Below are 12,273 nucleotides of genomic sequence, written 5' to 3' on the forward strand. Positions count from 1 at the left end.
GGCTCAGGTCAGGGCCGCAGCGTCCGCCGCAGGAACCGCACCTGGTCCTCGAGGCTGGCTCGCGAGACCGCGGCGTCCGGCACCAGCTGATCGAACACGTGGTAGGTCCCCGCCCAGAGCCGCAGATCGACGGGCACCCCCTGCTCGAGGAGCCGGGCCCCGAACTGGAGCGCCTCGTCGCGCAACGGGTCGAGCTCGGCGGCGAGGAGGTAGGTCTCGGGCAGCCCGAGCAGCGACTCCCGGCGAGCCGGTGCCGCGTACTCGTCGGCCTCGGCGCCCGCGAGGTAGAGGCGCCACATGACCTCGGCGTTGCGGTTGTCCCAGACGGGAGTGGCGTCGAACTCCCGCATCGACCTGCTGCGGAGCCGGTCGTCGAGCACGGGGAACAGCAGCAGCTGCGCCCGCGGCACCCGCTCGCCCTCGTCCAGGGCGAGCAGGCTCACCCCCGCCGCGAGCGCCCCGCCGGCGCTGACACCGGCGACCGCGATCCGGGCGGGATCGATCCCGAGCTCGGCCGCCCGCTCGGTCATCCAGCCCAGCACCGCCCGGCAGTCGCGGAGGCCGTGCGGATAGGCGTGCTCCGGCGCGAGGCGGTAGTCGACCGAGACGACGAGGCAGCCCGCGTCCCCCGCGTAGCGCAGGCAGCGGGCGTTCTCGGAGAGGGTGTCCCCCGCGACGAAGGCACCGCCGTGCAGGAAGAGCAGGGCCGACCCGACCGACGCCGACGGGCGGTAGAGCCGGAGGCCGATGTCGTGGCCGTCGAGGCGCACCGAGCGCGACTCGATCGCGACCGACCCGCCGAACTCCACCTCGGCGGACGACGGCTGCCTCGTCGACGAGCCCATCAGCCGCCGCGTGCCCTCGACGTCGTTCAGATCGGGCCGGAGCATCAGCTCGGTGGCGGCGGCGAGCTCAGCGTCCACGGCGGCCACCGCCTGCCGCGCCGAGGGCGCTCACGCCTCGTCCGGCTCCGCCTCGGCGATGCGCAGCAGCTGCAGCGCGAGCCACGCGTCGTTGCGCTGCGCGGCGTCGAAGACGTCGATCCCCAGCTTCGCGCCCACGTTCTTCAGCCGGTGCCCCAGCGAGCTGTGGTGCAGCAGGAGCTCCGTCGCCGCCGCGCGGACGTTCGCGTGGCGGCAGTACGCGTCCAGGGCGAGGATCTCGCCGAGACCGACGGGCGTCCGCACCAGGAGCTGCATCCGCTGCACGAGCTCCGAGCCGGCGGCCTCCGCCGGGGAGACCCGGGCGAGGCAGCGCAGCGAGCCGAGCGCGTCGTGCGCGAGTGCGCGCGGACCGAGCGTCGGCGAGCAGAGCCGCAGCGTCCGCAGCGCGGAGAGGTAGGAGTCCCGCGGCGAGAGCGCCGAGGCCGTCGCTCCGACGGCGACGGTCTCGGCACCCTCGGGGAGTGTGGCGGGCCGTGTCCCGGGACCGTGCAGCAGCACCGCGTGCGCCGTCCCGAAGCGGACGGGAGCGGTGCAGCGGTGCTCCGGCCCGCACCACTCCCGCCAGCCGCGCGGATCCGAGAGCGGTCCGCTCGCGCCCCGGGCGAGGACGACGCGCACACGCCAGTCCGGTCGGAAGCCCAGCCGACGGAGCGCCTCCTCCCGGTGCTCCGTGATGGAGGGCAGCGCCTCGATCAGCATCCGCAGCGGCTCGCCGTCGCCCAGCCGGGCCGCGTCGGCCTGCCGGATGAGGATCGTGGCCGCCGTCAGGGACATGCGCTCGAGGATCAGCTGCGCCATGTCCGGGTCGCTGGTCGCGGGAACCACCCAGACCAGGCCGGCGTCCGCGGTGCCCCCGCCGATCCCTGTGCTGATCGCCCCGGTCGGCGGATCGTGCGGCCGCGCGCGCCCGAGGCTGTCGAAGCCGCAGCCGCCGCCCGGCCCGGCGAATCCCGCCTCGGTCCCGATCAGCATCGCCGTCGACCGCACCAGCTCGTCGATCCCGGCCCGGAACTGCTGGAGCTTGTCGAAGAAGCTGACGACGCGCAGCGCGTCCGCGCCGCTCTCGCCACCCTCGGACAACCGCCGGAGAAGACCCTCCATGCGCCACAGCCTCACTCGTCATCGCGTGCTCGCAGCCGATCGATCGCCAGCGCGAGGACCAGCACGGTCCCGGTCGCGATGCCCTGCCAGTAGGACGATACATTCAGGATCACGAGGCCGTTGCTCAGCGTCGCCAGGAAGACGATGCCCAGGGCCGTGCGCGGAATGCTCCCGCGACCGCCGAAGAGCGAGGTCCCGCCGAGCACGACGGCGGCGAAGATGTCGAACTCCGCTCCCTGCCCGTTGTTCGCGGAGCCGGAGCCGAGCCGCCCCGCGAGGAGCACGCCGGCCACCGCCGAGAGCGCCCCGGCGACCACGAACACCTGCATCGCGTGCAGGTTCACCCGCAGCCCCGCGACTCTCGATGCCCGCCCGGAGGAGCCGATGGCGTACGAGCGCAGCCCCCAGGTGGTCGTGCGCATCACGAGCCACGCGACGACGTAGAGGCCGGTCACCAGCACGACGGCGACCGGGAGCGGGCCGATCGAGCCGGTGCCGACCCACAGGAGGAGATCGAAGCCCTCGACGACCGGCGCCGCGATCGACTGGCCGCTGGTCCAGACCTGCGCGGCGCCGCGGACGACCAGCGCCACGGCGAGCGTGGAGATGAAGCCCGGGATCCGGAGGGTCTCGGTCAGCACGCCGTTGACGAGACCCAGCAGCGCCCCGAGCGCGATCGCGCCGACGACCGCGAGGACCGGCGGCAGGCCGGCCTGCAGGAGCGAGACGCAGGTGATTCCGGACGCCGCGATCAGCGCGCCCTGGCTGATGTCGAGCCGACCGGCGATCAGGATGATCGTCGCGCCGATCGCCGCGACGCCGAGCACCGCCGACTGCCGCAGCACGACGAACAGGTTGTCGAGGGTGAAGAAGGTCGTCGAGCTGAGGGCGAAGACGACGATCATCACGGCCAGCGCCACCGGCAGCACGATCGTGGCGATGCGCTCCTGGTCGAGCCCGCGCCGCGGCGGGCGGGCCACGTCGGGTTCGAGAGTGTCGAGGCGGGTCATGACGCTCCTCCTGTGGCTGCGGACATGAGTTCTCCTTCGGTGGCGGTGGTCGCCGGGAGCTCCCGGACGACGGCGCCGTTGCGGACGACGAGGATCCGGTCGCAGGCGGCGCGCAGCTCGGCGATCTCCGAGCTGATGAGCAGGACGGCGACGCCGTGTGCGGTGAGGTCCCAGACGGTGTCGATGAGATCGGCCTTGGCCCGCACGTCGATGCCGTGGGTGGGCTCGTCGAGGACGAGCAGGGTGAGGTCCTCGGCGAGGAGGCGCCCGACGAGGACCTTCTGCTGATTGCCTCCGGAGAGCGAGCGGATGTCGAGGGCGTCGCTCGCCGCCTTGATCCGCAGGCGGGACGTCATCTCGCGGACCAGGGCGGTCACCGCCCGCCGGTCGAAGACGCCCCCTCGGGCGACGTCCCTCGGTGCCCGGACGATCATGTTCCGGCGGACGCTGAGGTGCGGCAGGATCCCCTCGGTGCGGCGGTCCTCGGAGAGGTACGCGACGCCCCGGGCGAAGCCGGCGGCGGCGGAGCGCGGGCGGTAGGGCCGGCCGGCCAGCTGCATCGAGCCGGACTGCAGGGCCTCGAGCCCGGCGATCGATCGGCCGATCGACGACTTCCCGGCGCCGACGAGGCCGAAGACGCCGAGCACCTCGCCGCGCCGGATCGCGAGGTCGACGGGCGGGCGGCCCTTGATCACCAGCGCGCCGCCGACGAAGGCGGGCTCGCCGAGCGAGGGAACCCGATCGCCTCGGACGACGGCGGCGGAGCCGGGCACCATGGCGTCGACCACCTGCGGCAGCACCTCCGTCGTGGCGGCGAACTCGCCCGCGACCCGGCCGTCCCGCAGCACGACGATGCTGTCGCAGAGCTGCACGACCTCGTCGAGCCGGTGCGAGATGAACACCACTCCGACGCCCTCGTCGCTGAGCGAGCGCATCACGCGGAAGAGGCGGGCCGCCTCGAAGGGAGTGAGCGAGGATGTCGGCTCGTCGAGCAGCAGCACGGACCCGGCGCTGCGCAGGGCGCGCGCCGCCGCGACCAGCTGCCGGTCGCCGATCGACACGTCGCGCACCAGCGTGTCGACGTCGTTCTCCAGACCCATCCGGCGCAGCAGAGCACGGGCGGCCTCCCGCATCCGCCGCCGATCGAGCTGCAGCGCGCGCTGGAACGGACGCTCGTCGCCGAGCAACAGGTTCTCGGCGATGGTCAGATCGGGGACGAGATCGAGCTCCTGGCGCACGACGCCGATCCCGTGACGCTGCGCCTCGCGCGGGCTCGAGAAGGAGACGGGCTCGCCGTCCACCCGCAGCTCGCCGGAGTCGGGCGGCAGCTGACCGGTGAGGATGTTGATGAGGGTGGACTTGCCGGCCCCGTTCGCACCGGCGAGGCCGAGGATCCGTCCCGCGTGCACCGAGAGGTCGACGTCGGTGAGGGCCGCGACCCCGCCGAAGGACCTGCTCACGCCGCGGACGGTGAGGATGGGAGTGCCGAGCGACGCCGTCATTCGAGCGAGTCCAGGATCGCCTGGGCGTTCTCCGCCGTCACCAGCTCGGCGGGGACGATCTGCTCGCGCTCGACCTCCGTGCCGGAGGCGAGCTCGAGCACCGTCCGCGCGATGATCTCGCCCTGCTGGACCGGGAAGAGGCCGACAGTGGAGACGACCTCGCCGGAGAGGACGCCCCGGAGGATGCGCGCGTCCTCGCCGCCGGTGACGATCGCCACGTCCTCGCCGGGGGTGCGCCCGGAGGCCTTGACCGCCGAGATCGCGCCCAGAGCGCTGGAGTCGTTGAGCCCCACGATCAGGTCGAGATCGGGGTGCGCCTGCAGCACGGTGGCGGTCTGCGCATTGCCGGTGTCCTCCTGGTACGCCTCGACCTCGCTGACGAGCGTCCACTCCCCCTCGCCGAGCGCCGCGTCGAGCCCCGCGATGACGCCCTCGTGCCGGGCGATCAGCGGTTCGCCGCCCGAGTCCTGGTGCAGGATCGCGACCGTGGGCTTCTCGTCCACGCGGTTCGCCGCGAGCCAGCCGCCGGCGCTCTCACCCTCGAGCTCGCCGAAGGCGCGGTCGTCGAGGTTGAAGACGACATCCGCCTCGGGGATGTCGGTCGCGAGGCCGATCACGAGGACGTCCTGAGCGGTGAGCCGGCGCGCCACCGGGGAGATCGCCTTGGGATCGGTCGGGCAGACGATCACGGCCTTCGCTCCGGCGGCGACCAGGTTCTCGATGCCCGAGACCTGCTCGCCGGACTCGCCGTCGGGGTCGGAGGTGACGACGTCGATGCCGCAGTCGGACAGGACGCCCTCCAGCCCCTTCTCGACCAGCGGGAAGTAGCCGCCCGTGTTGGAGTAGGGCGAGTAGCCGACGCGCGTCAGGCCGACGCCGTCGCACTCGGCGGGCCGCTCGCCCGCCGGCGTCGACGCTGCGCTCTGACAGCCGCTCAGCGGGAGCAGCACGACCGCGGCAGCGGCCAGTGCGACGGCCGTGCGGCGAAGTCTGGTGGTGGGTCCGTGGACATGCATCGTGTCTCCTTCGACAGGACGTGCGGGTGGGGCGACGTCCCGGGAAGGGGCCGGCGCCACCGGTCACTCTGCCGATGCGCCGGGCCGGAGTCATCCGGTCACCGACGCACGTCCTCCCGCCATCTGGCGGATGGCAGCGCCATCACGTCGCGATCGGTCGGGACGGATGACCGAGCGCGGATCCTGGTCACCCGTTCATCGGAGGGTGGAATGCGCCGGTGACCGGCGCAGAGTCGGGTCATCGCCTCGGGGGTCGTCCCGGGCGAGACGCGCACAGAGCGAAGGAGAAGAGACCATGAACGAGAAGCACCTGATGGACGTCCGGGACCTGCCGATGACCGTGTTCGAGGTGGCGGACCAGGGCGGGATCGTCGAGTCGCTCACCGCCGGTCACGGCATGAACGAGCTCGCCGCCTCCAACTGCATCTGCTACATCTGCTGCGGCGGCCCCGACGACTGAACGACGTCGCAGAGCGCGCGCCGGTCGATCCCTCGGCCCGGTCCGCGAGCACGCGTCCCTCCGCGTGCCGACTCAGGCTCCCGTCCCGCGTCAGGCAGGACGGGAGCCTTCTGCCGTCCCCGGCTGCGTCGGAACGATCCACCGACCCTCGGGCGAGACCGTCTCGGCGACCGCCGCCTCGTACTCGTCGTGCCGGTCGTGGACCGGCTGGCCGAACGACCGCTGCAGGACCGTGCCGAGGAGCCGGGCGCAGTCACCGGCCCGACCGACGTCGCCGGCCCCCTCCGGCCGCAGGACGAAGCCGCCGACGACCGCTCCGACGGCCAGCCGACCCGATTCCGATCGCGCATCGCCGATCACGAGGTGGTGCCTGCTGAGCGCACCGAGGTAGCGCGGGTCGGCGAGGCGGGAGACGAGGGAGAGACCGAGTCGGTCCGGGGTCCCGGGCCGGGCACCTCGGGAGCCGAGGACCGCGGTGTCACCGCGGTTGTAGGCGCCCAGCAGCGGCACCGACATGGTCCCGTGATAGAGCATCGCCGCCGTGGTGCCGAACGCGACCAGCTCCGGCCGGCGCAGCAGCGCCGCCCCCAGCTCGGCGTCGATCCGGCCCGCGTCGCGGACGAGGACCGCGTCGAGGAGCTCGTCCTTGCTGCTCCAGTGCAGGTAGAGCGTGCCCTTGCCCACGTGGGCGGCGTCGGCCACGTCCTGCATGCAGACCTTGCGGTAGCCCCAGCGGAGGACGAGATCGCGCATCGCGTCGAGGATGTGCTCACGACGGCGCGGGTCGGCGCGCTCGGGTCGGCGCGGATGAGCGACCTCCGAGCCTCTGCCGAGAGCCCGGTCGGACCGCGTGCCTCCTCCGTTCGCGGGCGAGGAGGTCACGGGAACGGGTGCGGGTCGGGGTTCAGCTCGTCCGGCCGCAGGTCGCGGTCGAGCCGGCCGAGCCGCCGCGGCAGTTCGAGGAGCCGGGGAAGCCCGTCGATCCTGCGGTTGCGATGGCCGAACGTCATCGGCACGGCGCCCGGCACGAGCACCTTCACGCAGGCGAATCCTCCCGCGCGGTGCTCCGGAGTCGTCTGGTCGACGACGAGCACCTCGCCGATCCGCTCGACCACGGCGCGGAGGTCGACCGCGAGGTCGGCGGCGTCCGGGCGCACGCGGTCCGCTCCGCCGACGTCGTCGATGCCGATCGTCGGACCGCCGCGCAGGAACTCGAGGCGGTGGCGGGCGTCCGGATGCGCGTACAGCGCGGAGTGGTCGAGCATCGTCCGCACGGCGAACGGATCGCGGACCATCTCCGCGGCGTGCGCCTCCTCGCCCGGATACCGCCGGAGGAGGTCCGCCAGGATCGGGCCGAGCTCGTTCAAGGCGCTCAGCAGGGCGCGCTCGGGGTCGAGGCCCGCCCCGGCGGTGCAGAGGGCGGCCGGCCCGGAGTCGCCCTGTCGCGTCGCCAGCAGCCAGACCGCCGGGACGCCCCAGTCCGTCGTGACGTCGAAGGCGACCACCTCGTAGCCGGTCGCGGCGGTGATCGCCGCCGCCTGAGCGGGGACGAGCGGATCGCGGCAGCTGCTCAGGTCGATGCCGGCGGGCGCGCTGCGGGTGCACCAGGTGCAGAGGAACGCGTCGCGCTCGACCGTCTCCAGCAGGCCGTGCAGGGCGGCCTCCTCCCAGGAGGAGCCCAGCGCGCAGCCGTTCGAGACCTCGTAGTACGAGACCGGGTCGTCCCCGCGCAGTCGCTGCGAGAAGTAGTACGCGAGCGCCTCCGGCACGAGCCGCGCGCGGCCCTCGGCGAAGGAGTGCGCCCAGACCCACTGGATCGGGACGTCCTCGTCGAACCGCCGGTACCGGAAGGCCGGATCGTCGTAGGACTCGTCCGGATGCCGCCCGAAGACGTCGGGATGCACGGCGTCGGCGGCGAGCTCGCGGAAGCTCCCCCGCACCGCGGACCGGCGACCGCCCGGGGCGACTCCCCCGTAGCGCTCGAGCGCCTCCAGCACCGCGGTGACCTCGGCGGAGCGGTAGTCGCGGCCGCGCCCGTAGCCCGGCTCGACCAGACCGTCCAGGCGCATCGGCATCGGCGCGGCAGCCATGACCAGACCGCCCTCGTCACCGCGGCTCGTGGCGGCGATCGTGCCGCAGAACGGATCGATGTAGAGCGAGCGGAGGCCGTCTGAGTCGCGCACGACGTCGCGGATCCGCGCGCCGAACGGGACGATCTTGGGCTGCGGCGTGAGGACGTGCTGGGCAGCCGCGGCGGTGTCCTCCGGGAGGTCGCCGCAGAGCTCGCAGAGGGGCTCGGGGAGGAAGGCGTGCGACTCCACCTCCAGCGTGTCGAGGCGGACCACCGCGACCCGGCGCTGGGCGCCCGCGTCCCCACTCTCCCGGGCCAGGAGGCGCTCGAGCGCGATCGCCGCGACCTCGGCCGCCAGCTCGTCGAGCGCCTCGGGGCGCCGGCCCTCGAGCCGCTCCGCGTACTCCTCCCGCAGCCGCAGCCGCCAGGGTTCGGCGCCACTCAAGCGCTCCCGCCGGAGCGCCAGGCACCGCGGGCAGCCCGGGATTCCGGGACGCACGAGGGGCCCGATCACGATGCGGTTCACCTCGACGTGCGCGGGGAGCCACGGTACGTCCGCCGCGGGAGGGCCGGGGATCCGCCAGGTGTCGGACGCGCGGACGGTGATGCCGCTCGCCGCGCCGACGCCGCCCAGGGCTCGCTGGAGCAGTCCGTCCTCCGGGCCGGCGTCCGCGGTCTCGTTCGTGGTCCCGCTCCCGGTCACGGCAGGATCACCACCTTGCGGACGACGAGCCCGAGTCTCGCGACGACGGGGTCGTGGTCCAGATCGACGACGACGGCCCGGGGATCGGAGGCGGGAGCCGTCGCCTGGGCGAGCTTCAGCGCCTCCTCCGCCGTCTCGGCGACTCCGAGGCCGCCGGTGGTCGGTGCGGTGTCCGAGCAGCGGAAGACGAGGGAGACCGGCACCCGGACACTCGAGCCGTCGGTGAGGCGGCGGCCCGGGACGGTGAACGCGGCGGGCTCGGCGATCACGCGGCGGACGGCCTCGCGCAGCTCCTCGAGGGTCGCGGTCGGCGCGGCGAGCGCTCGGCCGGCACTGTCGAGCACCCGGCGCGGATCGAGGACCGACTCCGCGCGGACCGCGAGCGCCCGGCGGACGGCGTCGGCCCGCGCCGCTGCGAAATCCGCACCCTCGCCGACGACCTCGGCGTCGCGCCTCGCGACGACGGCGTCGCAGGCGACCAGCGCTCGGGAGTGGTGGCGCGGCACCTGCGGCAGGTCCGCCTCCTCGATCAGGCGGAGGACCCCGAAGTCGGGGTCGACGACGGTCATCGCGCGCTCCTCGAACGGACCGGTCACCTCCGGCTGCCCGGCCTGCCACGGGTGCGGGCTGATCCGGGTGAGCACCGATCCCACCGCGGTCACCGTCCTCGCCCGCCACGGATCCGTGCGACCGGACGCAGCCCGGCGGACCAGCTGGGCGACGGCGAGCCGCACGACGTCCTTGTCGGGCTCGCCCGCCTCGACGACGCGCTCCGCCACGGCCACCAGCACCGGGAGCAGCTCCGACCCGGTGGTCGGGCCGACGACGAGCGCCGCACCCTCGCGCAGCAGCACCGCCCCGCAGGTCCTCTCCGGATGCTCGCGGACCTCGTCGATCAGCCACCGCCCCGCTGTCGGGCCGACGGCGAGCCAGGATTCCGGGAGCTCGCGGCCGCTCAGCGCCACTGCCCGCTCCAGCAGTTCCGTCTCGCCGAGGAAGCGGACGCGACCGGCGACGGGCACCTCGCGGAGCAGGCCGAGGGAGAGCATCGCGCTCCGCACGAGCCGGAGCTGATCCGCCCGGGCGGGATCGAGCGACCGCGCGCGCTCCTCGACGTCGTCCCCGGCGAGGATCCAGGCCGTGATCACGCGCATCCAGCCCGCGATCTCGCCGGTGAGGACGATGTCGCCGGCGGCGGTCATGCCGTAGGTGCGGCCCTCGTGGTCGATCACGCAGGCGCTGGTGTCCACGGTGAGGGTCATTCCGCCACCGCCGGGGTGCTGCGGAGCCTCGAGCCGACGAGGAACTGGCCCACGCTGCACTCGAGGAGGGGGTCGCGGCCGGTCGCCTCGGCGAAGGCGACGGGGTCGTCGGTGCCGAGCGGGCATCCTGCGAGCTCCATCGCGCTGCACGCCCCGGCGAGAGCCTGATGGAGGACACCGGTGTCCTTCATCACGAGCTCGAACGCCATCTGCTCGTACTTCCACAGCACGCGGCCGACCCGGGCCGAGACGACGATCAGGACCTGCGGGGCGGCGTCGATCGCGGCGGCCCGGCTCGCGACGCGGAGCATCCGGCGCACCGCGGGACGGCCGATGCCGCAGACCTCCTCGAGCTCGTGGCGGTGCGCGTCGTAGTGGTAGAAGGACGGATCGAGCCCGGCGCAGCGCGAGACGGCCAGGTACAGCTCGAGCTCGGAGAGCGAGCCGCCGGACGGCCGCGGCGAGCTGACCACCTCCGTCCCGTGGTCGACGCGGGTCCCGCGGACCCGGGCCGTCCGGAACAGGAGCTCCCCGAGCTCGGCGACGTCGATCGGCGCGTCGTCGTCGTGCTCGCGCAGGGACGTCCGGCGCTCGACGACCTCGGCGTACGGCGGGTCGCTCGCGCGCAGGGCGGCGATGTCGACCGGCGGGAGCGCGACCCGGTGCCCGCCGAAGGGGGCGGGGACGGCGCCCTCCGGAGCGAACCCCGCCTTCCCGCCCCACCAGGTGCCGCCGAAGTCTCCCTCCGCTCCGCGGTAGCCCGGCCTGCTGCGATCCCAGAAGAGCAGCTCGTGGGGCGCCCACTGCCGGAAGCGGAACTCCGCGTCCTCCCGGCCGCCGGGCTCCGCGAGGAAGCCGTGCCGGTGGAGCTCTCGGTGCAGGGCCGCGGCGAGCCCGCCGACACCCGAGAGCGCCTCGGCGAGGAGCGACCGACGGTGCAGCACGATCTCGGCACTGGCGAGCGGCGACTCGACGAGCAGGTCCGGGCCGTCCCGGCGGACCACCGCGAACCTCGAGAGGTCGAGGTCGAGGTCGGTGACGGACACGGAAGAGGGTTCCACCGCGGCCCGCAGCGGACGGACGTCGAAGCCGGGACCGTCGTCGTCGCCGAACTCCTGGACGAGCCAGCCGTCCTCGCGCAGTCGCACCGTGACCGGATCGTCGGCGCCGCCCCGGCAGCCGTCGACGAGCTGCCGGAGTCGCTCGTCGACCGCCGCGCCGCCCCCGAGCGTCAAGGACCTGGGCCACGCCAGCACGGTGGTGCCGCTGTCGTCCCGCGTCGCGTACACGCCCGGTCGCAGGCGCTCGGCACGGGGCCCGGGGACGTTCTCGCGCATGACGGCTCCTTCTCCATCGAGAGGCGGGCGGCCCGAAGCTCGGAGATCCGTCTCGGCGGAGTCGACCCGGCTCGATCATCGACAGAACGTCACTTTAGGGTCGGGTCCGACGGCGAGGTCGCTGCGCGCCAGCGACATGCAGCAGGCCCTCCATGCTGATCGAGTAGCCCGCGTAGCGGGCGTATCGAGCGGAGGGGGCGCCTCCGGCGCCAGCGCGGGGCGGGGAAGAGACCGACGTCCTTGGGGTGGTGGGTCTCGATACGCCCCTTCGGGGCTACTCGACCAGCATGAGTGCGGGCGTCTCTTCCAAGTAGATCCACCGACGTCAGGAGGACGAGTCTGCAGACCCACCCTGCTGATGACGGTGGGTCTCGATACGCCCCTGCGGGGCTACTCGACCAGCATGAGGGAACGCCGCCGCGTCCTCCCATCGGAAAGATCACCGTGACGGCGTGAGGACGACCCCATGCTGATCGAGTAGCCCGCGTAGCGGGCGTATCGAGATCCACCCATGCCAGAAGGACGAGTCTGCAGACCCACCCTGCTGATGACGGTGGGTCTCGATACGCCCCTGCGGGGCTACTCGACCAGCATGCACATCCCTGCCGGCTAGTCGACCAGCATGCACATCCCTGCCGGCTGGTCGACCAGCATGCGCATCCCTGCGGGCTCCTCAGCCGGCATGACGGCAGGATCGCGTGCTCGTCCTCGTCACCAGGGGGCGGCTTCGCCGCTCGATCGCAGTGGCGGAGGGCTAGGGATTCGAACCCTAGAGACATCTCTGCCCACCAGTTTTCAAGACTGGCTCCATCGGCCGCTCGGACAGCCCTCCCTGTCTCGCCCCGCGGGGAGAGACAGTCGATGGTA

General features: G+C 73.4%; 10 protein-coding genes and 1 tRNA gene. 1 reads left to right on the top strand and 10 read right to left on the bottom strand.

Annotated elements, in window-relative coordinates; translation table 11 throughout:
• Window positions 1-8: 8 nt before the first annotated feature.
• From HQQ86_RS05160 to HQQ86_RS05180, 5 genes are read right to left on the bottom strand one after another with little or no spacing between them, the layout of a single operon-like run.
• Window positions 9-923, bottom strand: coding sequence for an alpha/beta hydrolase (locus HQQ86_RS05160; RefSeq protein ID WP_173286958.1), 915 nt, complete (start codon window positions 921-923; stop codon window positions 9-11).
• Window positions 924-953: 30 nt separating this feature from the next.
• Window positions 954-2,045 carry a helix-turn-helix domain-containing protein gene (locus tag HQQ86_RS05165; RefSeq protein ID WP_173286960.1) on the bottom strand — a complete coding sequence of 364 codons (1,092 nt, stop codon included), beginning with the start codon at window positions 2,043-2,045 and terminating at the stop codon, window positions 954-956.
• An 11-nt stretch (window positions 2,046-2,056) separates the two neighbouring features.
• Window positions 2,057-3,055, bottom strand: coding sequence for an ABC transporter permease (locus HQQ86_RS05170; protein ID WP_173286962.1), 999 nt, complete (start codon window positions 3,053-3,055; stop codon window positions 2,057-2,059).
• A complete protein-coding gene (locus tag HQQ86_RS05175) occupies window positions 3,052-4,515 on the bottom strand; it encodes a sugar ABC transporter ATP-binding protein (protein ID WP_173286964.1) in 1,464 nt (487 codons plus the stop codon). Before HQQ86_RS05175 ends, HQQ86_RS05170 begins: the two co-directional genes overlap by 4 nt.
• A 38-nt stretch (window positions 4,516-4,553) precedes the next feature.
• Entirely contained in the window at window positions 4,554-5,573 is a 1,020-nt protein-coding gene (locus tag HQQ86_RS05180) for a sugar ABC transporter substrate-binding protein (protein WP_173286966.1), read from the bottom strand.
• Window positions 5,574-5,868: 295 nt separating this feature from the next.
• Here HQQ86_RS05180 and HQQ86_RS05185 point away from each other — a divergent pair, with 295 nt between their 5' ends.
• The gene (locus tag HQQ86_RS05185; protein WP_254071784.1) at window positions 5,869-6,033 is read left to right on the top strand and encodes a thiomuracin/GE37468 family thiazolyl RiPP peptide; all 165 of its coding nucleotides are present in this window, start codon (window positions 5,869-5,871) and stop codon (window positions 6,031-6,033) included.
• A 90-nt stretch (window positions 6,034-6,123) separates the two neighbouring features.
• Here the strand turns inward: HQQ86_RS05185 and HQQ86_RS05190 are convergent, their stop codons facing one another.
• From HQQ86_RS05190 to HQQ86_RS05210, 5 genes are all read right to left on the bottom strand, one after another.
• Window positions 6,124-6,786, bottom strand: coding sequence for a TetR/AcrR family transcriptional regulator (locus HQQ86_RS05190; protein ID WP_173286968.1), 663 nt, complete (start codon window positions 6,784-6,786; stop codon window positions 6,124-6,126).
• 125 nt (window positions 6,787-6,911) lie between these two features.
• On the bottom strand, window positions 6,912-8,807 hold the full coding sequence (locus tag HQQ86_RS05195; RefSeq protein WP_173286970.1) for a TOMM precursor leader peptide-binding protein: 1,896 nt from the start codon (window positions 8,805-8,807) through the stop codon (window positions 6,912-6,914).
• Window positions 8,804-10,069: a hypothetical protein gene (locus HQQ86_RS05200; RefSeq protein WP_173286972.1), complete on the bottom strand. Its 1,266-nt coding sequence runs from the start codon at window positions 10,067-10,069 to the stop codon at window positions 8,804-8,806. The genes HQQ86_RS05195 and HQQ86_RS05200 overlap by 4 nt, the downstream gene beginning before the upstream one ends.
• Complete coding sequence (locus tag HQQ86_RS05205) at window positions 10,066-11,406, bottom strand: SagB family peptide dehydrogenase (RefSeq protein WP_173286973.1); 1,341 nt, start codon at window positions 11,404-11,406, stop codon at window positions 10,066-10,068. The genes HQQ86_RS05200 and HQQ86_RS05205 overlap by 4 nt, the downstream gene beginning before the upstream one ends.
• A gap of 744 nt (window positions 11,407-12,150) precedes the next feature.
• Window positions 12,151-12,238 (bottom strand) — tRNA-Ser (locus HQQ86_RS05210).
• Window positions 12,239-12,273: the final 35 nt, after the last annotated feature.

This window comes from Rathayibacter sp. VKM Ac-2857 (assembly GCF_013205025.1).
Taxonomy (GTDB): domain Bacteria; phylum Actinomycetota; class Actinomycetes; order Actinomycetales; family Microbacteriaceae; genus Rathayibacter.